The following is a 26,767-nucleotide window of genomic DNA, read 5'->3' as shown; positions in this document are numbered from 1 at the left end:
GGTAAACAACTGTGGAAGCTACCCATATCGGTTTTCCCCCGCTGACCATGGCGGTCTTCATCGGCATCGCGGTCGGCGCGCTGCTGCTGGACATGGTCACGCACCGTGGCGACAAGCAGATCACCCTGGCCAACGCCTCCATCTGGTCGGTGTTCTGGATCGCCATCTCCCTGGCATTCGCAGGCTTTCTCTACATCCATCACGGCCCACAGGTCGCCAGCCTGTTCGTGACCGGCTATGCCCTGGAAAAAGTGCTGAGCGTCGACAACCTGTTCGTCTTCATGGCCATCTTCGCCTGGTTCAAGGTGCCGGATAACCTGCGTCACCGCATCCTGTACTGGGGCATCATCGGTGCCATCGTCTTCCGCGGCGTGTTCGTAGCCATCGGTACCGGCCTGCTGGCCTTCGGCCCATGGGTCGAGGTGGTGTTCGCGGTGATCGTTGCCTGGACGGCGATCATGATGCTTAGAAGCGGCGGGGACGATGAGGAAGAGGAGGACTACTCCAAGCACATCGCCTATCGCTTCGCCAAGATGCTGTTCCCGGTCTGGCCGAAACTGCACGGCAACCACTTCTTCGTGCGCCGCAAGGAACTCGAAGGTGAGCTGCTCAAGCCCGAGAACAAGGGCATGAGTCTGGCTGCCAAAGGCACTTTGTTCGCCACGCCGCTGTTCCTCTGCCTGGTGGTGGTGGAAGTCTCCGACGTGCTGTTCGCCTTCGACTCGGTACCGGCGGTGATCGCCGTCAGCCGTGAGCCGCTGATCGTCTACTCGGCCATGCTGTTCGCCATTCTCGGTCTGCGGACCATGTACTTCGTGCTCGAAGCGCTCAAGCGCTACCTGGTGCACCTGGAGAAAGCGGTCGTCGCTCTGCTGTTCTTCATCGCTCTGAAACTGGCGCTCAACGCCACCGACCACATGTTCCACCACGGCTACACCATCGATCCGAACACCAGCTTGCTCATCGTCATGGTGACCCTGGTCATCGGCATCCTCGCCAGTGTGATCTTCCCCGCGAAGGACGACGCATCGGCAGAATCCAAGTGAAATCTCGGTAAAACACAAGGAGTTAGTCAAATGGCACTCAGCCTTTCCAAAGGTGGCAACCTCAGCCTGACCAAGACCGATCCCTCCCTGACTCGGGTGATCGTAGGCCTGGGTTGGGACCCGCGCGCGACCGATGGCCAAGAGTTCGACCTCGACGCCAGTGCCTTCCTGCTCAAGGGCGACGGCAAGGTGCGCAGCGAAGCCGACTTCATCTTCTACAACCAGCTCAAAAGCGCCGATGGCTCGGTCGAGCACACCGGCGACAACCGTACCGGTGCCGGTGATGGTGACGACGAAGTGATCAAGGTCGACTTGAGCCGCGTCCCGGCCGATGTCGAAAAGGTGGTATTCACCGTGACCATCCACGATGCCGACGCGCGTCGGCAGAACTTCGGCCAAGTGGGCGGCGCCTTCATCCGCGTGGTCAACGAGACCAATGGCAACGAAGTGGTGCGCTATGACCTGGCCGAGGACGCCTCGACCGAAACCGCGATGATCTTCGCCGAACTCTACCGCAACGCCGGTGAGTGGAAGTTCCGCGCCGTGGGCCAGGGTTACGCAGGCGGCCTCAAAGCCGTTGCGACCGGCTTCGGTCTGGCATTCTGATTTCTCACTTTTGAAGAAGGAACACACCCCATGGCAGTCAGCTTGAGCAAAGGCGGTAACGTATCGCTGTCCAAAGAGGCCCCGGGCCTTGCGGAAGTCACGGTCGGTCTGGGTTGGGACGCACGCGTCACCGACGGCGCAGAGTTCGACCTCGACGCATCGGTGTTCGTGGTGGGTGAAAACGGCAAAGTACTGAACGATGCCGGCTTCATCTTCTACAACAACAAGACGTCGGCCGATGGTTCCATCGAACACTTGGGCGACAACCGCTCGGGCCAAGGCGATGGCGACGACGAGCAGGTCAACGTGAAGTTGACCGGTTTGGCCCCGGACGTGAAGAAGCTGGTCTTCGCCGTGACCATCCACGACGCGGATGCGCGCAAGCAAAGCTTCGGTCAGGTGAGCAACGCCTACATCCGCGTCGTCAACAAGGCCGATGGCAAGGAACTGGCACGCTACGACCTGAGCGAGGACGCCTCTACCGAAACGGCCATGATCTTCGGTGAGCTGTACCGCAATGGCGACGAGTTCAAGTTCAAGGCCATTGGCCAAGGTTTCGCGGGTGGCCTCAAGCCCCTGGCCGAAGCTCACGGTGTAAGCATCGGCTAACCCCGACGCTATGAAAAACCCCTGCATGCAGGGGTTTTTTTCGTCTAGGCGATGATGTTTTTACTTTTCGCTTCCCGCAGCCAACCGGGAAATTCCTCCATCAGCCGGTCGTACAGCACTTCTTCGGAGACGTCGTGCAGGTCATCCAGGGCGAAGAAGTTGCAGTTGTCCACTACACGGCCAGCCATGTCGTCGAGCTTTTCCAGTATCCCGTAATTGGACCCGCCCAGGCCGACGAACTGCCAGAAGAACGGCTGGTTGGACGCTTCCATCATCAGGCGGGTGATGGCGCGGTTCTCGTGCACACCACCATCGCTGACGAACAGGATGTATACCGGAGTCCTGTCGCCCGCCTGGCGGTAGTAATCCATGACCAGGCGCATGGCCTTGGGCTCGTCATTGATCCTTGCGCCCACCTCCCACTTGCGCCAGCCACCTTGATCGCTGGTCACGTAGTGCTGGTAATTGTGCAGCGTGGCAGGGGAGAGTTGCACCGGTTTGGCGCCAAAAGCGAATACGTCCAGCTCGCCGTCGTCATCGAAGGCCACCGCCAGCGGCAGTAGACGATCGAGCACTTCCTGGACACGGCCACGGCTGTATTGGCCATTCATCGAGCCCGAGGCATCCAGCACCACCGCCACCTTGGCCTTCACCTGAGTGAGCTTGTTCTTTTCCAGGCTGATTTGCGCCTTCTTGGCCAGGTTGACCAGCGCCGGTGCCGCCGCGGCGACTTTCTTCTCTAGCGAGAAGGTGGCCTGCACGGTAGCGGCAGCGGGCACGGGTGCCGGCTCGTCCAACACCTCACCGCCGAAGTGTCGAACCAATGCAGCCAGACCTTCGCTGAAGCCTTGCAGGTTGGCCAGCACGCGCCATTCGCCGCCTTTACGATAAACGTCGAGCACCATGATGGCTTTTTCGGCATTGAAGATACTCGGCCCGAACGCGCAAGTGGCTGCGGTGGCCTGACCGGTGCCTGCGACCGTGAAGCGGCCACTCCCGATCGCGTTCATCGCCCCGTCGCCATCGATGGCTGCGGTGAACACCAGCCGTTCGATGCTGGCCGGCAGCGCGGCCAGATCGATATCGAATTGGCCTGGGCCACGCAAGCGAATGGCTTCTGCAGGGGCGCTGGGTTGATTGAAGAACACCATGAAGCGGTCGTCCGAGAGCTTGCCTTGACTGTCGAGGCCGAAGCAGGCGAAGTCGATTTCATGCCGACATTCGATGCTGACCGCCACGCTGACGCGCGTACCGAGGCCGAGGCTGCTCAAAGGGAGGCGCTGACCCTGAGTAAGTTGCATGGGATCTCCTTGTTCAAATGCTAAGCAGGGCAGGGAGGCCGCTGCGCATCATGAGACCTTGGCGCAGCGGCAATGTCGGCAATCGCTTTCAGCGCGGCGGCATGTCCGGCGCCATCGGCCGGTGGCGGCGACGCAGGCGGTTACGTACCGCCAGCACGACGCCCAACACGATGAGCAGCAACACCGCGAAGAACAGGGTGTTGAACACTGGGAACGGCGTGCTTGCGGTATGGGTGGCCTTGATGTCGGTGACGTTCGGGAACATCGAGAACATCTGGAAGCGCCAGCCGTAGTAGCGGATCACCGCCAGTTGGTTGGCGTCGCGCGAATAGTCCTGGGCCTTGGCCTGCAGGTCGGCGCTGTCGAACTTGAAGTACCAGGGGAAGCCCCAGCCGGTGTCTTCGTTGCGGTACACGGTCACGTCGCGGGTGGCGTCGTTGGTGACGGTGTTGATGAAGTAGACGTCGCGGGTCGGCCCGTCGGCCGGGTTCTCGGCGTTGATCACGCCATCGGCGTCCATGCGCTTGACCTCGACCCCGGTGACGCGCACCACTTCATGGCGCGGCAGGTAGTAATGCAGGCTCAGCGCCAGGGCTGCGAACACGAGCAGGCACAGCACCGCGATCAAACGTTTCAACCAAGGCATACGGGGTTCACTCTGCTGGAAATGGGCGAATATGCAGGGGAAACGATAGCGGGTGTAACGCTTAAATGTTGCAAAATCCTTCGCCTTTCCGAACCTGCGTCTAGGTATGTAGACGCAGAGCCGAACCTAGGCCGAAACAGCCCCATGTAGCCGCCCTTGGATGAGACAGAACAATGCCGCTCGTCAGTCAAGCCACACAAGCGAAATGTCGAGTATCGCCACCTAGCCAAGCATTCACGGGCGATTGAAAAAGAGAGCAGCAAGCGCGCGGTAGCCATCCGATCCATGGCGCTTGTCACTGGAGCGGGTCTGTATGTATAAACAGTGCCCCTTTTACGCTGCCCGGCCCTTGCACTGTGATCGCCCACTCCGTCGAAGACCCGCTCTACTACCTGTATAACTTCCGCCAGGTGCTGGCCTGGGTCGGGATGCGCTATGCCGATCTGCTCGACGACGACGAGCAGGCATTCGTCCGGCGATTCGTCGAACTGCCCGAAACGTCCCAGGCCTTGCTGGTGCGCATGGTGATGCGCAAAGGCGAGCTATTCCGTGACGATCGGCTCGACTACGCAGAGATCGGCGACACTCACCTGGCCTTGCGACCCCTGCTGGAGCAAGGCTGGGTCCGTGACGACGCGCCGTTGAGCCTGGAACAGTTGGGCGCCGTGCTGCTCAAGGACGAGCTGGCCCAAGGCTTCGGCCATCTGCTGGCGCGGCCACGGGCTGCCAAGTCCCAACTGCTGTTGCAGCTTGCCGAGCTGCAACTGCCGGCCCGGCCGCTGGCCGAGTGGCTTCCGCAGTTGCCTGTGCGCATTCTGCACTGGCAGCTGCAACCGCTGTGCGATCGCCTGAGGCTGCTGTTCTTCGGCAATCTCTACCAGGATTGGTCGGAATTCGTCTTGGCCGACATGGGCGTGTTGCGCTTCGAACGGGTGGCCTTCTGCGCTGATTCCCGCGCCTTGCGCCAGCGCAGTGAAATCATCCTCGCCATGGCCTTGCATCAATGCGCCGAACGCCTGGACGCGGGCGCCTCGCCCGCCGAGCTGCATGCGGCCGTGCAGGGCCTGCATGCCGACAACCCCTGGCTGGAGCGGCGCCGCTCGCGTTTGCTGTTCCAGGTCGGCCAGCAGTGCGAGCGGCTGGCCGACTGGCCGCTGGCGCTGGCGGTGTATCGCGATTGCAGCCACGCCGAGGCACGCATTCGCCAGGTCCGCGTGCATGAGCGCAGCGAGCAGTGGCAGGCGGCGTTCGAGCTGGCGACGCAGATGGCGGCGGCGCCTGCCAACGCTTTGGAGGCTCAGGCCTGCGAGCGCATGCTGCCGCGCCTGTTGCGCAAGCTCGGCGGCCCGCCGCAGCCGCGCCGCCGCGCCCGCGCGGTACGCACGCTGGAACTGGAACTACCACGTGAGATGGCCGCGCTCGGCGTCGAGCGTGCGGTGCGTCAGCATCTGCTGGAAGACGCGGGCGGCGAGGTGCATTACGTGGAGAACACGCTGTTCAACAGCTTGTTCGGCTTGCTGTGTTGGGATGCAGTGTTCGCGCCCATTCCAGGGGCTTTTTTCCACCCGTTCCAAAGCGCGCCGCAAGACCTGCACGACGTCGATTTCCAACTGCGCCGCCAAGCCCACTTCGACCGTTGCATCGAGCAATTGGCCGACGGCAGCTATCGCCAGGTGATCGTCGAGCGCTTCACCGCCAAGTACGGTTTGCAGTCGCCCTTCGTCATCTGGCAGGTGCTGACCCCGGCGCTGCTCGAGCAGGCGCTACACTGCCTGCCACCGGCGCATCTGCAAGCCTGCTTCCTGCGCCTGTTGCAGGACATCCGCAACAACCGCACCGGCATGCCCGATCTGATCCAGTTCTGGCCCGACCAGAACCGCTATCGGATGATCGAAGTCAAAGGGCCCGGCGACCGCCTGCAAGACAACCAGTTGCGTTGGCTGGCCTTCTGCGAACAGCACGGGCTTCCCGTGGAGGTGTGTCACGTGCGTTGGCGCGAGGCGGCATGACCTACAGTGTGGCCGTGCGGGCGCTGTGCGAGTTCAGTGCCAAGGTGGGCGATCTGGATCTGCGCTTCACGCCGTCGCCCACGGCGCAGGAGGGCATCGAGGGCCACCGCCGCGTGGCGGCGAGCCGGGGCGCTGACTACGAGGTCGAGGTGCCCCTCAGCGGTGAATACCCGGGCTTGAAGGTGCGCGGTCGGGCCGATGGCTACGACCCGGTGCGCAATCGTCTGGAAGAGGTGAAGACCCACCGCGGCGACCTGTCCCGCCAGCCTGACAACCATCGGCAACTGCACTGGGCCCAGGCCAAGGTCTACGCCTGGCTGCTGTGCCAGAGCCGTGGGCTGGACGCGATCGAAGTCGCGCTGTTATACCTGGACGTCGACAGCGATCGCCAGACCCTGATCGACCAGACCTGCAGCGCCACGGAGCTCGAGGCGTTCTTCGACCTGCAGTGCCAACGGTTCCTGGTGTGGGCGCAAACCCAGGAACGCCGCCTGGCCGAACGCGATCAAGGCCTGCAAACCCTGGCTTTTCCCTATCCGCAGTTTCGTCAGGGCCAACGCCAGTTGGCCGAAACCCTGTACAAGGCGGTCAGCACCGGTCGTTGCCTGCTGGCCCAGGCCAGTACCGGTATCGGCAAGACCCTTGGCACGCTGTTCCCGCTGCTCAAGGCCGTGGTGCCGCAACAGCTGGACAAGGTGTTTTTTCTCACGGCCAAGACCCCCGGACGCAAGTTGGCCCTGGACGCCTTGCAGCAGATCGAGCGTGCCAGCACCCAACCGGCGCTGCGCACCCTGGAGCTGATTGCCCGCGACAAGGCCTGCGAGCATCCGGGCAGCGCCTGCCACGGCGAATCCTGCCCCCTGGCCCAAGGCTTCTACGATCGGCTGCCCGCTGCCCGCGAGGCCGCAGGGCTGCGACCGGTGCTGGACCAGGCCAGCCTGCGCGAGGTGGCCCAGGCGCATCGGGTCTGCCCCTATTACCTGGGCCAGGAGATGGCGCGCTGGGTCGATGTGGTCGTCGCCGACTACAACTATTACTTCGACGCCCACGCCTTGCTGTTCGGCTTGAGCCAAGCCAACCAGTGGCGCGTGGCGGTGCTGGTGGACGAGGCGCACAACCTGGTCGAACGCGGCCGGCAGATGTACAGCGCCAGCTTCGACCAGGGGCAGCTGCTGGCCTTGCGGCAGAATCCGCCTGCCGGCCTGGACAAGACCCTCGACAAGCTCAACCGCCAGTGGAACGCCCTGTTCAAGGACCAGGGCGCGCCGTACCAGGCCAGCGAGCGGCTGCCCGAGGCGTTCCTGCGGGTGTTGCAGCAGTTCCTCGGCCAGGTGCAGGAACGCCTGGAGCAAACCCCGACGCAGATCGACCCGGCGCTGCTGCAGTTCTACTTCAATGCCTTGCAATTCAGCCGGGTGGCGGAGCTGTTCGACGAGCACTACCTGTTCGACATCACCCTGCGCAACGGCCCGCGCAAGCGCAAGTTGGCGACCCTGTGCCTGCGCAATGTGGTGCCGGCGCGCTTGTTGAACCCGCGCATGCGCGCCGCGCGCAGCGTCACGCTGTTTTCCGCCACCTTGGGCCCGCAACGCTTCTACCGCGATCTGCTGGGCATGCCCGACGACACCGCCTGGCTGGAGGTGCAGGCGCCGTTCCAGGCCGAACAACTGGAGGTGCGCATCGTCAGCCAGGTGTCGACCCGCTACCAGCAGCGCCAGGCCTCGGTGGCGCCCATCGTCGAGCTGATCGCCGAACAATACCAACGCCAGCCTGGCAACTATCTGGCGTTCTTCAGCAGCTTCGAGTACTTGCAGCAAGTGGCCGGGCACCTGGCCGAGCGCCATCCGCAGATTCCCACCTGGGCCCAGGCCGCTGGCATGGACGAGGCCGCGCGTGAAGCCTTCCTCGAGCGCTTCGTGGTCGATGGGCGAGGGGTGGGCTTCGCGGTATTGGGTGGAGCCTTCGCCGAGGGCGTCGACTTGGCCGGCACACGCCTGATCGGCGCGTTCGTCGCGACCTTGGGGCTGCCGCAGGTCAACCCGGTCAACGAGCAGTTCAAGCAGCGCCTGCACCGCCAGTACGGCGCCGGCTTCGACTACGCCTATCTGTATCCGGGCGTGCGCAAGGTGATCCAGGCGGCCGGGCGGGTGATCCGCGGCGACCAGGACCGTGGCGTGTTGATGCTGATCGACGAACGCTTCGCCGAGCCACGGGTGCAACAGATGTTTCCCGGTTGGTGGCGGTACGCCACGGAATAATCGCCGTACTCGTCGCCCGATGCTGCAACTCTTCGTACACTGTGCGCTCTTACCCCTACATTCCGTGATCTCGAGGTTTTTGCATGACGCTCAGTCCATTGGCAGGCAAGCCAGCTCCGGCCAGCGTGTTGGTCGATATTCCCCGCCTGTTGACCGCTTACTACACCGGCCACCCGGACGCGGCCATCGCCGCTCAGCGCGTGGCTTTCGGCACCTCGGGCCACCGCGGTACCTCTCTGGAACTGAGCTTCAACGAAGACCACGTACTGGCCATTTCCCAGGCCATCTGCCTGTACCGTGAAGCCAATGGCATCACCGGGCCGCTGTTCATCGGTGCCGATACCCATGCGTTGTCGGCCCCAGCCGCGGCCACCGCGCTGCAAGTGCTGGCGGCCAACGGCGTGCAGGTGATGCTGTCCAAGGACGACGAATACACGCCCACCCCCGCGGTGTCCCACGCTATCCTCTGCTACAACCGCGGGCGCACCGAAGGGCTGGCCGACGGCGTGGTCATCACCCCATCGCACAACCCACCGCAAAGCGGCGGCTTCAAATACAACCCCACCAATGGCGGCCCGGCCGACAGCGACATCACCAAGTGGATCGAAGCCAAAGCCAACGAACTGCTCGCCACGAGTCTGGCGGGGGTCAAGCGCATCAGTCATGAGCAGGCTCTGCAGGCGCCGACCACGCACCGTCACGACTATGTCAGCCACTACGTGGCGGACCTGGAAAACGTCATCGACTTCGACGTGATCCGCCAGGCCAACCTGCGCCTGGGCGTCGATCCGTTGGGCGGGGCTGGTGTGCGCTATTGGGCCGCCATCGCCGAGCGCTACCAGTTGAACCTGGAAGTGGTGAACAGCGAAGTCGATCCGACCTTCCGCTTCATGTGCGTCGACTGGGACGGCCAGATCCGCATGGACCCATCTTCGCCCCACGCCATGCAAGGCCTGATCGGCCTGCGCGAGCGCTTCGACGTGGCCTTCGCCTGCGACCCGGACCACGACCGCCACGGCATCGTCACCGCCGATGGCCTGCAGCAACCGAACAACTACCTGGCCGTGGCCATCGACTACCTGTACCGCCACCGCCCGCACTGGAGCCCACAGGCCAAGGTCGGCAAGACCGTGGTCTCCAGCGGCATGATCGACCGCGTCACCCAGCGCCTGGGCCGTGAGTTGTTCGAAGTGCCGGTGGGCTTCAAGTTCTTCGCACAGGGCCTGTTCGACGGTTCCTTGGGCTTTGGCGGCGAAGAAAGCGCGGGTGCATCGTTCCTGCGTCTGGACGGTTCGGTCTGGTGCACCGACAAAGACGGCCTGATCCCGGCCTTGTTGGCCGCCGAAATGACTGCGCGTACCGGCCGTACGCCGAGCCAGGCCTATGCCGACCTGACCGCTACCCTGGGCAAGCCTTACGCCACCCGCGTCGAGGCCAAGGCCGACGCACGGCAGAAGGGCCTGCTGAGCAAGTTGGCACCCGAGCAGGTGACTTCCAAGGAGCTGGCCGGCGAGCCCATCGAGCAGATCCTCAGCCACGCGCCGGGCAACGGCCAGGCCATCGGCGGTTTGAAGGTCATGACGGCCAACGGCTGGTTCGCCGCACGCCCCTCGGGAACCGAAGACATCTACAAGATCTATGCGGAGAGCTTCGTCGATGAAGCGCATCTGCAGCGTCTGGTGGCCGAGGCGCAAGTGCTGGTGGATACCGCCATCGCTTGATCGCGCTTGGCGGTTGACATGAGGAGTAACGGGCGGCGCTCCGGTCCACTGGTCGGCAGCGCCGCTCTGGCACCAGGCGCTGTTTACCCTTTATGGGCGGAAGTCGGATCCATCAGGTCGGCATTGCTGGCCATCGCGGCTGATCGGAGCGCCGAACCGGCCGCTCCTGCAGGGGCCGCGGGGTTTAGAAGGTAGCCGTCAGGCCGGCGTTGCCGGCCAGTACGACCGGTCAGGGCGCCGAATCGGCTGCTTCTCTAGAGTCACGCCTGTCCTGTAGGAGCGCGGCCGGTTCGGCGCACCGATTAGCCGCGATGGGCTGCGGAGCAGCCCCAATCAACATCCCTTCGCCAACCGAGCGACATTGGGCACGAGACCGCTCTGCGGTCTTTGCCCCTTTCAGGCATAACACTGCCTGTATTTCTCACAGCACCCTGAAACCATGCGTGCCGTCGCGCTCCAGTTGCGCGACCAACCCGAACTCCCAATCCAGATATCCCTGCATTGCCTCGCGCGGATTATCGGTGCCCTCGTAAGGGCGCCGGTAGCGGTCGGTACGCGGCACCGCCAAGTGTCGTTCGCCGCTGTCCAAGGCCCGCTCCTCGGCGATCCAACGCGCCGTGCCGCCTTCGAGCACAAACACCGGCACCTGCGTCAGCGCTTGCAAATCCCGGCTGGCGAAGCGTGCCAAGAGGCTGCTGCCGCAGGTCAACACGTAGCGTTCGGCCGTTGGCAAGCGTTCCAGCGCCTGCGGCAGCTGCGCACGGATCGCCCAGTGCGCGCCAGGAATGTGGCGTTGCACGTAGTTGGCGCTGGTAGTGAAGTCCAGCAGCACCGTACCGGGCTGTTCCTGCCATTGCGCCAGTTGCGCCGGGCTGATCGTGTCCACCGCCGGTGGCGTCGGCAGAGGCGTCCGGCCTTCGCCGACTTCGCTGAAGTCCTCGGCACTCAAGCCGTCGAGTACCGCCACCTGCCAGCCCATTTGCGCCAGCCACGAGGCCGTCATGTTGGCGCGTACGCCATCGTCGTCCACCAGGACGATGCGCGCGCCGCGCACGCTGGCCACGTGATCGGTTTCCTGCACCAGTTGCCCGCCCGGTACCGAGCGACTGCCCGGCAGATGTCCGGCGCTGTAGGCCTGCGGCGTGCGCACGTCGAACACGTAGGTGGTGCGTGCGACATCGGCCTGCCATTGCGCCAACTGGTCGCCGGTCACGCGCAGCACGCCAGCGCGGTCGGCGACGGTACGGGCTTTGTCGGCCGCAGCCTCACGGTGTGCGGCACTGGCCTCGGGAAACGCATGGGCTTGACCATGGGCCAGTGCCTGACCGGCCAAGGTCCAGCCGATGGTGCCGTTGCGTAGTGCTGCCACCGGGTTGGCGATGCCGGCATTGAGCAGCGACTGGGTGCCGATGATGCTACGCGTGCGCCCGGCGCAGTTGACGATCACCTGGGTCTTGGGATCTGGCGCGATGTCCGCCACGCGCAATACCAATTCCGCCCCCGGCACGCTGATGCCACCGGGAATGCCCATGGTTTGGTACTCGTCGAAACGACGTGCGTCGAGCACCACCACGTCGGCTTTTTCATCCAGCAGCGCTTGCACGGCCTCGGCCGACAGTGAAGGCGTTTGCCGTTCGTGCTCGACCAGTTCGCCGAACGCTTTGCTCGGCACATTGACGTCGCGGAACAGCTCGCCGCCGGCCTCGCGCCAGCCGGCCAGACCGCCGTCGAGCAGCGCCACATCCACATAGCCCAATGCGTGCAAACGATCGACGGCGATCTCGGCCAGGCCTTCGCCATCGTCATAGACCGTGATGGCCGTGTCGCGCCGTGGAATGCGCGCATACGCCTCCAGTTCCAGGCGCGACAAGGCGATGTTGCTGGCGAACAAGGGATGGGCTTGGGCGAACGGGTGTTCCTCGCGGACATCGATCAAGGCCAGTTCCTCGCCGGCGAGCAACGCGCGCTGGATGGCTTGGAAATGGCGGGTAGGGCGTGCAGTCATGGCGCGGGGCGCTCCTTGGACAAGTCCCAGAGATTGGGCAGGTGGCGGTTGGAATAACCGGAGATGAAAGGTTTTTCGCTACCGTCGGCAAGGTAGACGGCACGCTTGACGGCGCCGATGTTGCCGCCATAGACGTGGATACTGATCGAGACCTGGTCGGAAAACGCGTTGCTGACCTGATGCACGTCGCCGATACGCGGCGACACCGCCTCGACCTGCCCGGGGCGCAAGCGCACCGGAGCGCCGTGCGCCACCAGGGTGCCTGCGCTGTCACGCGCATACGCCTGGGCGTCCTCGGCGCCACGCAGCATGCCGATCAGCCCCCAAACCCGGTGGTCGTGCACCGGCGTGCGCTGGCCCGGCCCCCAGACGAAGCTGACCACGCTGAAGCGCTGACGCGCATCGCAATGCAGCAGGTATTGCTGGTAGTGCTCCGGGTGCGGCTCGGCGAGTTCCGTAGGCAGCCAGTCGTCGTGGGCGACCAGCCGTGCCAAAAGGGCTTCGCCCCGTTCGAGCAGGGCGGCTTCCGCAGGCTGCTGGTCAAGCAGCTCGGTCAGTTCGGCGAGAAACTGGCGAAGACGTTCAGGGTGAATGTCATGGCTCATGGAAACGGCTCTTGCTGTCGGATTGACTGCACCCTAACAAGCTTAAAATTATTATTAAAATGCAAAATAGACATAAGCTAATATGCAAAATAATTTTCATGCGCAGTGCCAAAAAGGCATTAGGTTATGTCGAAAGCGAATTTCACAGCCCCGTATAAAGACGTTTAGATTATAAAAAAAGCGTCGCTTATGATTAAAACACCTACCCGGACACCAGCTCTCAGGAGCGATTCGAGACCGCACGCGCGGATCGGCCCAACTTGCCTAAATGGCACATGGAGAACGAACGTGCGCTATCTCAAACGCTGGGCCGCCTTCGCGCTGGCCTCGACCCTCAGCCTGAGCGCGGCCGCCCAAACCCTGGTGGTCGGCGATCAAAGCTTCAACACCCGCGCCGTGATGGAAGCGGCGGGCGTGCTCGACGATCTGCCTTATACCTTGGAGTGGAAACAATTCACCGCAGGTTCGCCGGTGGCCGAGGCACTCAACGTCGGCAGCCTCGATTTGGGCCTGTTGGGCGATGCGCCGCCCCTGTTCCTGGGCGCTCTAGGTGCGCCGATCAAGGTCATCGCCGTAACTCGGCAGAACCTCGCCGGCGTGGCCATCGTCGTGCGCAAGGACTCCGACATCCATAGCCTGCAAGACCTGCGCGGCAAACGCGCGGCGGTGTGGAAAGGCTCGTGGAGCCAGCAACTGCTGCTCAGTGCCTTGGACAAGGCCGGCGTGCCGCGCGACAGCGTGTCATTGAGCTATCTCGGTGCCTTGGATGCTTCCCATGCGCTGGACGGTGGTTCGGTCGATGTGATCGCCACTTGGGAGCCCTATGTGACGCAACTCGAACGCAACGGGGCGCGGGTGATCGCCACGGCCGAGGGACTGATTCCAGCGCAAAGCTTCGTGGTCGCCAATGCTCAGGCCGTGGACGGCAAACGCACGCAGATCGAAGACTTCCTGCGCCGATTGAAGCAGGCTCGGGCCTGGACCCTGAGCGACCCAGCGCACACCGAGGCCTACGCCGATGCCTGGTCCAAGCGCACGCGTGCCGACCGCGACATCGCCCGTGCCTGGTTCGCCCGCGCACGTACCGACGTGGGGCCGCTGAATGCGCAGGTGGTCCAGGAAGCGCAGAAAACCGTAGCGTTCTTCGCCGACTTGGGCCTGATCAAGTCCTACTCGGCGGCGACCTTGTTCGATGACTCCTTCGCTGCCGCCTTGCAGCCCGTGGCCAGTGGCACCGCTGACAACCGTCAGGCAGGAGCGACCCAACCATGAGCCAGCGTCAGATCAAACTCGGTGCCCTGACCATGGGTTGCGGCGGCCCCGGCCGGCACAACCTGTGGCGCGACCCGGCGCTGCCGAGCGACGCCAGCGTCAACATCGACTGGTACATCGACATCGCCCGTCAGGCCGAAGCGGCGCTGTTCGACCTGATCTTCATCGTCGACAGCCAGTTCATCACCGAGGGCTCGCCGCCGCACTACCTCAACCGTCTGGAGCCCTTGACGCTGCTTTCGGCGCTGGCGGTGAGCACCCAACGGCTGGGCTTGGTCGGCACCTTGACCACCTCCTACAACGCACCCTTCAACGTCGCGCGCCGGTTGGCGTCCCTCGACCTGATCAGCAAGGGCCGTGCGGGCTGGAACGTGGTCACCAGTGGCGACGCCGGCACGGCCGGCAACTACGGACGCGACGAGCACTACGACTACGACACCCGTTACGCCCGCGCCAAGGAACACGTGGAGGTGGTGCAAGGGCTGTGGCACTCCTACGAGGACGGCGCCCTGGTCCGCGACCGCGACACCGGACAGTTTCTCGACCCCACCAAACTGCACGCACTGCACCACCGCGGCGAGCACTTTCAGGTGGTCGGCCCGCTAAACATCCAACGCTCGCCGCAAGGCCAGCCGGTGATCTTCCAGGCTGGCGACTCGGAGCAGGGGCGGGCCCTGGGCGCGGCCACGGCGGACGTGATTTTCACCCACGCCGCCAGCATCGCGCAGGGACAGGCGTTCTATCGCGATGTGAAAGGCCGCGCGGCCCAACTGGGGCGAGACCCCGAGCAGTTGCTGGTGCTGCCGGGCGCCGAGATCTATGTGGGCGATACCGATGCCCATGCCCGCGAGATCGAGCGGCATTACCACGAGACCGACCACAGCTTCGAGCTGGCGCTCAAGGAGTTCGGCCGCAATTTCGGCTGGCACGACTTCAGCCAGTACGACCTCGACGCGCCATTCCCCCAGCAAAGCCTGGAGTACGCGCGCAGCAGTTTCTTCACCAACGCCCAGCGCATCGCCAGGCATGCTGCCGATAACGGCTTGAGCCTGCGCCAGGCCGTGGAGTTCGGCAGGCAGATGCGTCCCGGTGCTTTCGTAGGCTCGGCCGAGACCGTGGCGGCAACCATGAGCGAATGGTTCGAGGCGCGGGCGTTGGATGGCTTCAATCTGTATATCGGCCACCCGGAGCAGTTCAGGCGTTTCACCCAGGAAGTGATTCCGTTGCTGCAGGCGCGGGGTCTGTATCGCACCGCCTACGAAGGCACCACGTTGCGCGACAGCTTGGGCCTGGCGATTCCCGCCAACCGGCGCTAATGGCGCGACCCGGATAGGCGCAACGGGGGAATGCCCCCGACGCGCCTGAGGGGATTACTTGTCCATCTTCTCCAGCTCATCGCTGATGTCCTTGACCCGCTCGGTGGCCTGCTCGCGCAGCTTGGGATCGGTGGCGGTCTGCATCATGTAGTTATTGAGCTTCTCGCCGATGACTTTGGTTTCTGGCGTCTTGCCCAATTGCTGAGCCTTGGCCGGGTCCTTGAGCATGGCCGTGACCTGCGCGAATTCGGCATCGCTGAAGTGTTCTTCGCTGTACAGCTTGTGGATGTCGTCGCGGTATTCGTCGAAGGTGAAGTGGTCGCGCACTACCTCTTTGATCTTCTCCACGGGCAGGTTGGGATGTGCCGACGCAAAGGGCGGCACGATGCTGTCGATGGTGCCCTGGTAGTTCTGTTGCAGCGGGAATTGCGCGTCGATCTGCGCCTCGCGGTCGTTTTTGCCGCACGCGGCCAAGGCGCCGACCAGCAGCAGGGGCAGGATGAATCGAGGTGAACGCAGCATGGGGTTGACCTTTGCTTGAGTGAAATGAGCGCCAGGCACGGCTAGACGGCCGCACCGAGCAGGTAACGATGGTAGAAGTCGAGCGTCGCCAGGTTCTTGTGCTTGGCCTCGAACATGATGTCGAAGGCGTCGACGAATTGCAGCGCGTAGCGATTGGTCCAGTCGTTCCACATCAGTTCGCTATGACCATACAGATCGCGTTTGTTCACCGCTTCGAGCAACGCGGGGATCTCTAGTTTGCGTTCGGCGCTGAAACCCAAGTCCTGCAACCGCTCGGGCGGCTGCGAGTAGTGCATCACCGGGCGCACGCCGCGCCAACTGTCGATGATGCGCGGCAGGCGTGGATCGTCGCGGGCCACATAGTCGTTCTCGTGGATCCAGGCGTGATGGATGTCGAGCACGACTGGCGCCAAGTCGGCAAGGCCCAGGCAGTCGTCCACGCCATAGGTCTTCTCGTCGTTTTCCAGGGTGATGACGTTGCGTGCCACCTCCGACAGGCGCGGCCACACCGCGCGCATGCCGGCCGCCCCCAGGCGGCCAGCGATGTGCACGTTGCACTTGAAGTCCTGAAACTGCTTGCCGTAGCCCATCATGCGGATCATGTCGGCGTGGTACTCGAATTCGGCCAGGCTGGCTTCCACCACCTCCGGACGGTCCGAGCCCAGCACGCAGTACTGCCCAGGGTGGAACGACAGGCGCACGCCGGCTTCGCGCGCCCGCGCGCCGATGGCGGCGAAGCGCGGCGCCAGCAAGGCCTGGATGTCGGGGGCCTGGTAGAAGCTGGCGACGTCCCGGTGGCTGTAGAGCGGCAGCAGATCGCTGGACAGGCGCAGCATGTGCAGTGCCGGCGGCAGGCCGGCAACGTAGTCGACCAGGCGCAGCTGCGCTTCGAGGTTGTGCTGGATCAGATCGATCAGCTTGTCGCGGGCCGCCTCCAGGCTGGCCGATGACAGCCAGCGCAAGGTCGTGGTGCGGGTGTTGAAGGCCCGCTCGATGGCTTCCAGTTCCTTGATTGAATGGCTGCGGTGCGGGTGGCGGTACATACAGGCAAAGCCCAAGCGGGGCATCGTTGGCTCCAAGGTTCGGCGACAGGCAGGCAGTGGACCATGGCCCGAGGCAGAACGATCCATTGCCCGCCACGGTGCCGGGGGTGAACCGTGCGCGGCGTCGGCCGGTCTCACCATCAAGGCGCCCGTGCCGGGCACCCGACACCCACTTTTCAGGATGTGCAGCATGCGAGAACGCCCTTCGGCCCGGTTGCTGGTGCTCGATTCGCAGCAGCGGGTCCTGCTGTTCCATTTCGTCCACCATCAGGGGGCCCTGGCCGGCACCTCGTGCTGGGCCACGCCTGGCGGAGGGGTCGAGGCCGGGGAAAGCTTCGCCCAGGCGGCGCGGCGTGAGCTGTGGGAGGAAACCGGCATCGAGGTCAGCGAGGTGGGCGAGGCAGTGGCCGAGCGACGCTTCGACATGACGTTGCCCTGTGGCGAGGCAGTGAAGGCCGTCGAGCAGTTTTTCGTGGTGCGGGTGGCCGAGGCTACGGTATCCGAGGTCAACTGGACGGCGCTTGAGGTAGAGGTGCTTGCCGAGCACCGCTGGTGGACCCGTCAGGAGTTGTTGGAGACACAGGACATTGTCTGGCCCGACGATTTGGTGGCTTTGTTGGCCCGGGTTGGCCGCCCGCGTGGGTGAGCCATGGTGGCATGTGCGGTGTGTCGGACGCGTCTTGACCGTAATCGACGACCGTAGCGAAGGTCGCCCACACTTCAAGTGCCTCACCTCCCATAAGATCGACACTGACCAGGCTGGAAGCAGGGCACACGTCAATCCGCTTCCACCGCCTGCCGCTGCATCCTGCCCAACGCCCGTTCGATCTCCTGCATACGTTGCGCGGCGCGTGCCTTGGCATCCGGGTCGTTGGCGCTTTCACGCATCAGGCGGGTGAGCTTTTCGCTGAGTTGCCGGCCTTCCAGGCTCTGGCCCAAGGCTTTGGCCTTGGCCGGGTCGGCCGTGGCGGCCAGCACCAAGTCGAATTCGGCGTCACTGAAGTGCTGCTCGCTGTACAGCCGCAGCAGGTCGTGGCGCTGGTCCTCGGTGGTCAGGTGCTCACGCAGCACCTGGTCGACCTGCGCTTCGGACAATGCCGGAAAGCGCGGCGCGAGTAGCTGGGCCATGCGCTCGATGTTGTGCGTGTAGGCCTCTTGCCACGGCAACTGGGCGAGAATCTTCTGTTCGCGGGTCGGAGGGTCGGCGGGCTGGTCGCAACCGGCGAGCGTGGCCAGCAGCGTCAGCAAGGCAAGAAAGGGGCGGGACATGCGCGTACGACCTGGGCCAAGGCGGGGCGCCAGTGTACTGCATGGCAGCGCGGCCAGGTTGCGGGCAAGCGCCGACTGCGGTAGAACGCGCGTCTTCGCCACTCGACATTGGACACCCATGCCCACCTGGACCTTGCAGCGCGCCAGCGCCACTGACGCCGACGAGATCGTACGCTTCGTCGACAGCGCCCGCGCCAGCCTATTTCCCAAGCTCGCCGACACGCCCACGCCCAAGGACTTGCTGCATTTCGAACGCACCTACGTGAATGGACAGGGGCGTTTTCTCACCGCCCGCGATCAGGGCCGACTGATCGCAGTGATCGGTTACGTGCCCTATGACCACCGCTTCGTCCAACTCGATTATCGCGGTGTGGACGTGGTGGAGGTGGTACGCCTGTTCGTGCTGCCCGAGTATCGCCGCGTGGGCCTGGCGGCGGCGCTGTTCCAGGCCTTGCGCGACGAAGCGGTCGCCGCCGGCGTGGAATGCCTGTACCTGCACACCCATCCGTTCCTGCAAGGCGCCATCACGTTCTGGCAGCGTCAGGGTTTCGTCATCGAGCACATCGAGAGCGACCCGGTGTGGCAGACCACGCACATGGCGCTGCCCTTGATCGCCCCTGGGCAACTACCGACCTGAGGCGGTCTTCAGGCCGGTGACAGCGCCTCGCGCCATGTGCGCAGTTGCTCGAGCGTCGCCGTCGCGCCGCCGCACACCACCACCAGCACATTGCGGTACTCGTCCAACCCCTCGGCCGCGTAGGCCAGGGCCAGCGCCGCGCCGCAGGCCGGCTCGACCAGCACACGATGATCGTGCAGGAAGCGCTCGCAGGCTTGCACGGCTTGCAGGTCGGTCACCCGATGGCTCTGCACCGGGTGCGTGCGATGGCAGATTAAGGCCTGTTCGGCCACGCGCTTGGCGCCCAGGCTGGTGGCGATCGAGTCGAGCCGCTCCAGCTCCACCAGCGCATCGGCCTGCACGGCCGCGTTGAACGAGGCGGCACCTTCGGTTTCCACCGCCAGCACCGGTACGTCGTTCCAGCCGTTGCGCTTGAGGCCCTGCACCACACCGCTGAGCAGACCGCCGCCGCCCACCGACAGCACCACTGCATCGGGCCGCAGCCCCGTATTGGCGACTTCGTCGATCAGGCTGGCGTGGCCCTCCCACAGCAGTGGGTCGTCGAAAGGATGGATGAAGGCGTCGTGTTCGCCGACCAGGGTCTGCGCCAGTGCATTGGCTTCGTGCCAGGCGCTGCCGTGCACGATCACCTTGGCCTCTTCCAGGGCCAGCAGTGCCCTGGCATGGGCGCTGGTGGTTTCCGGCACCACCACCGTCACCGGTACGCCCAGACGGCGCCCGGCGTAGGCCACCGCCAGGCCGGCGTTGCCGCCCGAAGACGACACGAAGTGCCGTGCACCGCGGGCGTGGTGCACCTCGCAGGCATGGCCCACGCCGCGCAGCTTGAACGAGCCACACGGCTGCAAGGCATCGAGCTTGATCCAGACGCTGCGCTGCGCCGCCAACGACAGTGGGCGCGATTCGAGCAGGGGGGTATTGAAGTGCAGCGCCATCGGGCAACTCCGCAAATGAGGTCGGCCGAGCACCATAGCGGTGCCCGGCCGGCAAATCAACGCGCGCCCAACGGCGGAGTGCGCGGCGGCACTTGGCGGCGTTGGCCGGTGGCTTCGAAGGCGCCGGCATAGCGCAGCAGCGCCGAGTCGTCGTAGGCCTTGCCGGCGAAGGTCAGGCCCACCGGCATGCCGATGTCGGCCATCACGCCCATGGGCACCGTCACCGTGGGAACGCCCAGGTGGCGGATCGCCAGGTTGCCATTGGCCACCCACACACCGTTGCTCCAGGCGATGTCGGCCGAGGCCGGGTTGACGTCGGCGTCGGCCGGCGCCACATCGGCGACCGTCGGGAACAGCACGGCGTCGAGGCCGAGTTGCGCCATCCAGTCTTCCAGGTCCTGCTTACGGGTCTGCTCCAGGCCGCGCAGGCCGTCGGGCAAGGTGTCGATCTGGTCCCAGGTTTTCAGGCCGCGCTTGGCCATGTTGACGTACTCGTCCATGCCGGCGGCGAGGTCGTCTTCGCGGTTGGGCAGGGTGCCGGGGTCGTGGGGGAAAATCTGCGGGCCGTCGACATCGGCCAGGCGGTTGAGCGCCGGGTCGTCGTTGGCCCGCAGGAAGTCGTCGAAGGCCCAGCCTGACAAGGCCCACAGCTCATCGTGCAGGAATTCGCGGCTGACGATCCCGCGGTTGTACACCGTGGGTGCGCCGGGGCGGTCGCCCTCGCAGTTGGACACCAGTGGGAAGTCCACTTCGACCACCTCGGCGCCGGCCGCTTCCAGCGCCTGGCGCGCGGCTTGCCACAGGTCGATGACGCTGGCGCGGGTGTGGATGCGCTGGCCGGTCGGCCCGCCGATGCCGGGTTTTTCCGAGGTGCCGGCCGCGTCGTCGGCGTTGATGTACATGCGCGGTACGCCCAAGCGCTTGCCGCGCAGGGCATTGGCGTCCGCGGCCAGGGCAGGGTAGGACGCGGGGCGCACGCTGCTGGCCGCCGGGATCGGCACCCAGGGTTGCAGCCGCCACAGGTCGCCGCGCGGGTTGGGATCGTCGGCCACCACGACATCCAGCACTTCCAGCAGGTCGGCCATGGTCCGCGCGTAGGGCACCACCACGTCCATGGTCGGGGTGAGCGGCCAGTTGCCGCGTACCGAAATCACCCCGCGCGAAGGGGTGTAGGCGCATAGACCGTTGTTCGAAGCAGGGCCACGACCGCTCGACCAGGTTTCCTCGGCCAGGCCGAAGGCGCTGAAGCTGGCCGCCGTGGCGGTACCCGCGCCGTTGGACGAGCCGGAGGCGAAGGGCGCGGTCAGGTAGGCGGCGTTGTACGGGCTTTCGGCACGGCCATAAACGCCGCGCTGCATGCCGCCGTTAGCCATGGGCGGCATGTTGGTCTTGCCCAGGCAGATGGCGCCGGCGGCGCGCAAGCGCTCAACGGTGAAAGCGTCGCGCTGGGCGACCAGATGCTGGAACGCCGGGCTGCCGGAGGCGGCGGTCAGGCCTTTGACCAGGTAGCTGTCCTTGGCGGTGTAGGGAATGCCGTCGAGCGGTCCCAGCAGCTCCCCTCGGGCGCGCCGGGCATCGGAGGCCTGCGCTTCGCGCAGCGCCTCGGAGTTATGTACCACCACCGCATTGAGGGCAGTGGCAGTCGCAGGACCATCGTAGGCCGCGATGCGCGCCAAGTAGGCTTCGACCAGCTCGACCGCAGTGGTGCGGCCAGCGGCAAGCGCCTCGCGCAGGTCGGCGATGGAAAGCTCGGTTACCTCGATCATGCAGTCACCTGGAGAAAATAAGGATTGGTCCGCCGCTGTGGAGTGCAGCGCTTGGGTCGCGTTGGCCGCGACGCGTAGGCGGTGAAACGGGAAGGCACCGGGCAGGGCGTCGGAACCACTCGCCAGCGGCACGGGGGAAACGCTTCACGCTGTGGCATCGTGGCAGTGTACAAGAAGCGTAGGCGCGAAGCAGGCATGCGGCCCGGCAATGGGCCTTTGCAAGGCGGCACGCCAGGTGGTGGGCCTGGCGTGCCGTGAGCGCCTTCGATTGAAAGGATGGATCAGTGCGCGCGTCGTTCGATCGCCCGCGTCAAGCTGTCGATCAGGCCCCGTTCGGTTTCCTCGCGCTGCTGGCCGATACGCCTGACGGCCTCGAGGTACTGCCCCTCGCTGATCGGCACACGCTGCAGATCGCCTGCAGCGTCGAGCAGGGGCTGGCCCAGCACGTCTTCCAACAGCGTACGCACCGAGGGCGGCAACTGCGTGATCGGTTCGGCGTGCTCGTCCTGGCTGTACTCAAGGTACTCCAGGCCCGCACGCCAGAAATCGGTCAGGGCTTCGAACTGCTGGGCATGCTGCGTGCGCAGGGTATGCTGCCACTGTGGTTGGTCCACCAGCCACTGGCGCCGCAACGCAACATCCTGATCGAGCCTGCCCACTTCGGAGGTGACGTTCTGCACGATGCGTGCGTTGATGTTGGCCAGTTGCGCGTAGAGCATCCCCGAGCTCGATTCGGGGTAATCCAGTGGGTCGGCCAATATCTGCCGTAGCGCCAGCCGTATTTCGATTTCATCGACCGGCACATCCAGCAGTATTCGGTCTGAACTGACGGCGACGTCGTCCAATTCATCCAGCGGCGGTAAGTGGCTTTCGTCGCCCGTGGTCTGAGCTTCCAGCACAGCGGCCCTGCGCACGCTGCGATGCCAGGCGATGCGCTGCGCAAGGGCGTTGACCTGCTCGCGACGGAAGACCTGGCGCAGCACCTGATACTGATCGAGCAGCGGATCGGCGCCCAGGCCCGCCTGCTGGATCAACAGGCGTACCTCCAGCGCGCTGAAAGCGTCGGCACCGGCGTCGCCGCAAGTGGGCGGGAACAGGTCGGCTTCCTCGTTCAGCGCCTGGCGCAGGGCGTCGTCCCGGCTGGCACGTTCGAGCATGTCCCACACCCGCTCGCGCAAGCCGTCTTCGTGGCTGCGCGCTTCGGCGGAGCCGCTCAAACGCTCCAGCACACCGGCTAGGGGTTGGTTCTCGCCTTGGGCGAACAAGGCGTCCCACAAGGCATCCTGCTCCGGGGTGATGCCGGTACGCCAGCGCACCTGCCACGCAGGCACTTCGACCGCGTTTTCCTCGACGCTTGCGCGCGCTTGCCGCAGGCGGGTGCGCGTGGCGGGGTCCATGCCGTTGAAGTCCATGTTCCAGCGGCGCTCTGGCAACCCTGCCGCCAGGTCCCGCGCGTAGGGTGTGGCGAGCAGGGTCTCGATCTGGGGCAGGGCATGGATACGGTTCATCGACAGTTCGACGCGCCGCAGTCGGTACTGGGGTTGGCTCATGAGCACGGTCAGACCGTCGGGCCAGGCGTCGAGCCCGCAGTCGACCATGAGCAACGTGCGCAGACGGGCCATATAGCGCAGGTCCGGCGCGATGCCCAGTGGATTGAAGCTCAGCGACAACTGCTCGGGATGCACCAGGTCCTGGAAGCGCAGGGCTTGCGCTTCGGTCAGCACGATGCCGTTGCTGGACAGGTTCAACACATCCAGGGGCAGGCGCGCGAGCAGCGATTGCGCAGGCTCGTCCAGGATCAGCCGGTTGCGCCTGAACGATATACCGCGCAGACGGCGCATGGCGATTAAGGCCTGCTCGGCGTCGCTGCCCAGTTGGGCGATGCCGTTGTCGGCAAGGTCCAGCACTTCGAGGTTGGGCGTGGCTCTCAACGCTTGGAACAGCGACTGGGTGTCCATCAGCGGGTGCTGGATGACGCCCAGCCGTTCGACGGCGGGAAAGCGTTCGAGGAACGTGGTATCGAGCCGTTGCAGGCCCAGATCTTCCAGGCGCAAGCTGCGGATATGGGGGAACCGCGCCGTGATGGTGGGCAGCTCGCCGATTTGCAGATGTTCCAGGGCGAGGGTGGTGTTAGGGGTGTTGCCCATTCTGCGCCAAGCTGCGGTCAGTCGCTCACCGAAGCGCAGGCGATCGTCGCGCTGCAGGTTGTCGGTAGCCGCTCGCGCCCAGTCGCGTAGATCGAGTTGCAGCACCTCCAATTCGGCTCTGAGTGCCACGATCGCTCCGCTCAAACCAGCGCCGGTTTGCAGCTCGGTGCTCAGCGTCATCAGTTCGTTCTCGCTCAACCCAGGGTAGATCGATCCCAGTTCGTGCAGCGCAACAATATTCATCCGTCGTGGCACACCGCGCCCGCTCAAGGGATAGCCGATGCGCCCATGGCTGAGTGCCAGCGGCGAGCGGTAACCCGGCCGGATCGGTTGCTGCCCGATCAGCTCGGCACTGCGCGTACGATCGTCGATCGCCCGTTGCCAAAGCGACATACCCTGTAATTGCGCATCTTCGGCCTGCCATCCCTGGGTCAGTAGGCTGGAGTCGTGATTGGCCAACGTGGGGCGGTACAGCCCGAGCAGAGCCCGGTTCAAACGAGCGTTTGCCTGCATCACACGGGCTTCTTCCAGCATTCGCAAGGGAATGCGGCCTCCCGGCGCGAGCATGGCCTGGCGTTCCGCTTCACTGGCCTTACCGACGATGGCATCGATTGCGACCACGGGCACCCCGGGGAACTGTCCCGCCAAGCGCGCCCCCGTATCCGATAACGTGGATGCCAGAAGCTGGTAGAAGCGCTGCGTGATCGCACCTCGCTGCTCCGACAAATGTTCGGCCAAGCGCGCCTGAACCCTGTCGGCAAGCGAATCGCCAGGCTGCGACGGATCGTCCAGTACCGAAGGGTCGGCCATCTGATCGAGTGAGGTGCGTACCAGTCCTCCTGCTTCCAATTCAGTGCGACTGACCCGTATGACCGCATCGTCAGGCTGGGTCGGCAGGCGACCGTACAGGGTCGAAGTTTGGGCGCCTTGCGGCTCATCGAAAACCTCGATCAAGTGGTTCTCGGGCCAGCCTTCGAGGTGCACCAGGCTCGGTAGGGCGAAGTTGTCCGAGGCCTTGAGCGGCCCACCGGTACGGATTTGGGCGATCGCCTGTGTGACACGCTGGTCGGCCTTGAGCCAAGCCATGGCGTCCTTGAACAGCGCTGGCAACGGTTGCCCATCGAGGTGCAGGGCCTGTAGCGCTTCCGGCACGATCCCGGTGCTCAGCCAGGCCCCGCGCACATCGTCCAGGTCCAGGTATCGATTCTGCTGGCCAAGACGCGCGAGTAACCTGTCCAGGTCCCATTGCAAGGGGCGCTCGAGGGCCAGCCGCCAAGCCCCTTCACCGTTGTGTGCCAACGCCGGCGCATAAGCCGTGCTGTCGCTGGGATGACGCACTCGCCAGGTGCCTTCGCCGTCTTCGAACTGTTCGTACAGGGCGCCGTCGATGCGCACGAAGTCGCGCCCTGCGACGCGGTACTGGCCTGCGGCATTGGCCGCCGGTAGCAAAGGCAGCTCGGTTTCGCTGGCATAACCACGCAGGCTGGGGCTCCACAACCGCTCGGCCCCTTCGACGGTGATGCTGTGCATGGCATCCACGAAGCCCGAAGCCTGCAACGCTACGCCGCCGCCGACCACGGCGGCCGACACGGCGACGTTGAGCAATACCGACTCGAGCTGCGCCATGGCCTCGATGTTGTCGCCGTCCTCCCAGGCAGCGATGCCCTCGAACACGTTGCCAGTGATCTGCGCGGCGGCGATGGTCAGCAACAGCGGATTGAGCATGGGCACGCACATTGCCGCTACGTTGAGCACCGTCAGCCCGACATCGAACCAGTAGGCCAGCTGTTTCAGGCGCACCGCTCGATCGACATCGGCCGTGGGCACAGCGATGCTGCGCGCATCGCCCTTGAGGCGGCGAACATGCTCTTCTTCGAGCGGGTTCCACAGCGGGTGGGTCAGCGGGTGTTCGGACGTGTCCAGGTGCACCGTGTTGCGCCGGGTCAGTGGCTCAGCGTCGGGGTCTTCGAACAGCGCGCGCTTGAGTCTCACGTTCAGTTCAGGCTGCAAGCGGTGTGGCGCTAGTGCCACCAACCGGCGCAGAACGTCGGGCTCGGCCAGACGCGTGCGCATGTCGGTGAAGGCTGCTTGTAACGATTCGAAAGCGCGTATCGGGGTGGGGCTGTCTGGCCAGTACATGACCACTGTGGCATCGCTCTGCGGATCCTTGTCGGCGATCAACAGCAGTTCGTGGATCGGCACGCCGAACAAGGCGATCTGCCAACAGCGTAGCGGGCGGGTCAGTGGCCCATCGCTGCAGAGCGCTTGCAAGGCGCCCGACCACATGGGGGTGACTGCACCTTTCATCGCAGCGATACGTACCTGGACACGGAACTCGTCTTGGCGCGCAGCGACGGCAGCAGCACGGATGGCAGTGGCCGAAGCACCGTCGTACACCTCGCTCAGGTGCTCTTGGTAGCGTTGACCCAGGTCCAGAGCACGGCAGTGGTCGATGAAGTCAGCTACGTGCAGGCCCGGGATGGGCGAGAAGTCGTCAGCGCTGTGCTGCAACTGGCTCAGGCGCGTGGTGTCGTGGAGGCCTTCGAAGTTGTGCAGCGCAGCTTCCAGCAGGCTACGTAGCTGTGGCTTGCCCTTGGCGATCACCGGCAGCAGCTCGGTGGGCACGTTCGGGCCACTGGGCGGTGCGGGCTGCGCGATCTCGACGGGTTGGTAGCGGTACTGCGCATCGAGCACCGACATCGACAAGCCCAGCCGCTGTTGCAGCAAGGGCGCACAGAATTCGCTGACGCCTCGAAGGCCTTTCAATTGCGCCTGCAACGCCTTGGCGCTGGTTCGACGCCGGTCGAGCGCGCGCAACAGTGCTTCGCGATCCAATATCCCGGCATCGGCGTACCAGGGGTAGGGTTTGCCATCGGCGTCCAGATAGACAGGACGGGCTCGCGCTATAACGTCGCGAATGGTGCTGGCCGGCAGTTGGCGGCTCCATTGCGGCAAGGTGCGCAGTATTTGGGCGTAGTGCAGTGGGGTGGCTTGAGTCACGACGTACTCCTCAGGGATAGGAGCGCCGATGAAACGAAAGGAACGGCGGGTGCAGGT

20 protein-coding genes are annotated in these 26,767 nt (G+C 64.7%); 10 read left to right on the top strand and 10 right to left on the bottom strand.

Annotation, left to right across the window (positions count from 1 at the left end; all coding sequences use genetic code 11):
• Window positions 1-11: 11 nt before the first annotated feature.
• Genes ACSMEV_RS14535 through ACSMEV_RS14525 form a run of 3 tightly spaced genes read left to right on the top strand, consistent with a single transcriptional unit; the run spans window position 12 to window position 2,261 of the window.
• Window positions 12-1,046, top strand: a complete 1,035-nt coding sequence (locus ACSMEV_RS14535; RefSeq protein ID WP_459205781.1) for a TerC/Alx family metal homeostasis membrane protein — start codon at window positions 12-14, stop codon at window positions 1,044-1,046.
• A gap of 30 nt (window positions 1,047-1,076) precedes the next feature.
• Complete coding sequence (locus ACSMEV_RS14530) at window positions 1,077-1,652, top strand: TerD family protein (protein WP_296268206.1); 576 nt, start codon at window positions 1,077-1,079, stop codon at window positions 1,650-1,652.
• Between the two features lie 30 nt (window positions 1,653-1,682).
• A complete protein-coding gene (locus ACSMEV_RS14525) occupies window positions 1,683-2,261 on the top strand; it encodes a TerD family protein (RefSeq protein ID WP_459205780.1) in 579 nt (192 codons plus the stop codon).
• A 44-nt stretch (window positions 2,262-2,305) separates the two neighbouring features.
• Here ACSMEV_RS14525 and ACSMEV_RS14520 read toward each other — a convergent pair whose 3' ends face one another.
• Together ACSMEV_RS14520 and ACSMEV_RS14515 are read right to left on the bottom strand one after the other, a co-directional pair.
• Window positions 2,306-3,562, bottom strand: a complete 1,257-nt coding sequence (locus ACSMEV_RS14520) for a VWA domain-containing protein (protein ID WP_459205779.1) — start codon at window positions 3,560-3,562, stop codon at window positions 2,306-2,308.
• A gap of 88 nt (window positions 3,563-3,650) precedes the next feature.
• Window positions 3,651-4,208: a DUF1523 family protein gene (locus ACSMEV_RS14515; protein WP_459205778.1), complete on the bottom strand. Its 558-nt coding sequence runs from the start codon at window positions 4,206-4,208 to the stop codon at window positions 3,651-3,653.
• A 356-nt stretch (window positions 4,209-4,564) separates the two neighbouring features.
• Between ACSMEV_RS14515 and ACSMEV_RS14510 the strand changes: the two genes are divergently transcribed.
• From ACSMEV_RS14510 to pgm, 3 genes are all read left to right on the top strand, one after another.
• The gene (locus tag ACSMEV_RS14510; protein ID WP_459205777.1) at window positions 4,565-6,217 is read left to right on the top strand and encodes a VRR-NUC domain-containing protein; all 1,653 of its coding nucleotides are present in this window, start codon (window positions 4,565-4,567) and stop codon (window positions 6,215-6,217) included.
• A complete protein-coding gene (locus ACSMEV_RS14505; RefSeq protein WP_459205776.1) occupies window positions 6,214-8,475 on the top strand; it encodes a helicase C-terminal domain-containing protein in 2,262 nt (753 codons plus the stop codon). Before ACSMEV_RS14510 ends, ACSMEV_RS14505 begins: the two co-directional genes overlap by 4 nt.
• 83 nt (window positions 8,476-8,558) lie before the next feature.
• Complete coding sequence (gene pgm / locus ACSMEV_RS14500; protein ID WP_459205775.1) at window positions 8,559-10,196, top strand: phosphoglucomutase (alpha-D-glucose-1,6-bisphosphate-dependent); 1,638 nt, start codon at window positions 8,559-8,561, stop codon at window positions 10,194-10,196.
• A 421-nt stretch (window positions 10,197-10,617) separates the two neighbouring features.
• Here the strand turns inward: pgm and ACSMEV_RS14495 are convergent, their stop codons facing one another.
• Together ACSMEV_RS14495 and ACSMEV_RS14490 are read right to left on the bottom strand one after the other, a co-directional pair.
• The gene (locus ACSMEV_RS14495) at window positions 10,618-12,201 is read right to left on the bottom strand and encodes a rhodanese homology domain-containing protein (protein WP_459205774.1); all 1,584 of its coding nucleotides are present in this window, start codon (window positions 12,199-12,201) and stop codon (window positions 10,618-10,620) included.
• Window positions 12,198-12,806, bottom strand: coding sequence for a cysteine dioxygenase family protein (locus ACSMEV_RS14490; RefSeq protein ID WP_459205773.1), 609 nt, complete (start codon window positions 12,804-12,806; stop codon window positions 12,198-12,200). Before ACSMEV_RS14490 ends, ACSMEV_RS14495 begins: the two co-directional genes overlap by 4 nt.
• A gap of 288 nt (window positions 12,807-13,094) precedes the next feature.
• Between ACSMEV_RS14490 and ACSMEV_RS14485 the strand changes: the two genes are divergently transcribed.
• Window positions 13,095-14,078, top strand: coding sequence for an ABC transporter substrate-binding protein (locus ACSMEV_RS14485; protein WP_459205772.1), 984 nt, complete (start codon window positions 13,095-13,097; stop codon window positions 14,076-14,078).
• Entirely contained in the window at window positions 14,075-15,394 is a 1,320-nt protein-coding gene (locus ACSMEV_RS14480; protein WP_459205771.1) for an LLM class flavin-dependent oxidoreductase, read from the top strand. Before ACSMEV_RS14485 ends, ACSMEV_RS14480 begins: the two co-directional genes overlap by 4 nt.
• A 54-nt stretch (window positions 15,395-15,448) precedes the next feature.
• Here ACSMEV_RS14480 and ACSMEV_RS14475 read toward each other — a convergent pair whose 3' ends face one another.
• Together ACSMEV_RS14475 and ACSMEV_RS14470 are read right to left on the bottom strand one after the other, a co-directional pair.
• On the bottom strand, window positions 15,449-15,916 hold the full coding sequence (locus ACSMEV_RS14475) for a hypothetical protein (protein ID WP_459205770.1): 468 nt from the start codon (window positions 15,914-15,916) through the stop codon (window positions 15,449-15,451).
• 41 nt (window positions 15,917-15,957) lie between these two features.
• A complete protein-coding gene (locus tag ACSMEV_RS14470; protein ID WP_459205769.1) occupies window positions 15,958-16,983 on the bottom strand; it encodes an apurinic/apyrimidinic endonuclease family protein in 1,026 nt (341 codons plus the stop codon).
• A gap of 166 nt (window positions 16,984-17,149) precedes the next feature.
• Here ACSMEV_RS14470 and ACSMEV_RS14465 point away from each other — a divergent pair, with 166 nt between their 5' ends.
• Window positions 17,150-17,605, top strand: a complete 456-nt coding sequence (locus ACSMEV_RS14465; protein ID WP_459205768.1) for an NUDIX hydrolase — start codon at window positions 17,150-17,152, stop codon at window positions 17,603-17,605.
• Window positions 17,606-17,736: 131 nt separating this feature from the next.
• Here ACSMEV_RS14465 and ACSMEV_RS14460 read toward each other — a convergent pair whose 3' ends face one another.
• Window positions 17,737-18,228 (bottom strand): hypothetical protein, encoded by a 492-nt coding sequence (locus ACSMEV_RS14460; protein WP_459205767.1) that lies wholly within the window; start codon window positions 18,226-18,228, stop codon window positions 17,737-17,739.
• A 118-nt stretch (window positions 18,229-18,346) separates the two neighbouring features.
• Between ACSMEV_RS14460 and ACSMEV_RS14455 the strand changes: the two genes are divergently transcribed.
• A complete protein-coding gene (locus ACSMEV_RS14455) occupies window positions 18,347-18,865 on the top strand; it encodes a GNAT family N-acetyltransferase (protein ID WP_459205766.1) in 519 nt (172 codons plus the stop codon).
• Between the two features lie 8 nt (window positions 18,866-18,873).
• Here ACSMEV_RS14455 and ACSMEV_RS14450 read toward each other — a convergent pair whose 3' ends face one another.
• The 3 genes from ACSMEV_RS14450 to ACSMEV_RS14440 all read right to left on the bottom strand — a co-directional run bounded on the left by ACSMEV_RS14450 (window position 18,874) and on the right by ACSMEV_RS14440 (window position 26,710).
• Window positions 18,874-19,797, bottom strand: a complete 924-nt coding sequence (locus tag ACSMEV_RS14450) for a pyridoxal-phosphate dependent enzyme (protein ID WP_459205765.1) — start codon at window positions 19,795-19,797, stop codon at window positions 18,874-18,876.
• A 56-nt stretch (window positions 19,798-19,853) separates the two neighbouring features.
• The gene (locus tag ACSMEV_RS14445; RefSeq protein ID WP_459205764.1) at window positions 19,854-21,563 is read right to left on the bottom strand and encodes an amidase; all 1,710 of its coding nucleotides are present in this window, start codon (window positions 21,561-21,563) and stop codon (window positions 19,854-19,856) included.
• A gap of 281 nt (window positions 21,564-21,844) precedes the next feature.
• Window positions 21,845-26,710, bottom strand: a complete 4,866-nt coding sequence (locus ACSMEV_RS14440; RefSeq protein ID WP_459205763.1) for an NEL-type E3 ubiquitin ligase domain-containing protein — start codon at window positions 26,708-26,710, stop codon at window positions 21,845-21,847.
• Window positions 26,711-26,767: the final 57 nt, after the last annotated feature.

This window comes from Pseudomonas sp. MLB6B, assembly GCF_054508135.1.
The sequence above is the reverse complement of the archived record's forward strand: the minus strand, read 5'-3'. Positions and strand labels throughout refer to the sequence as shown.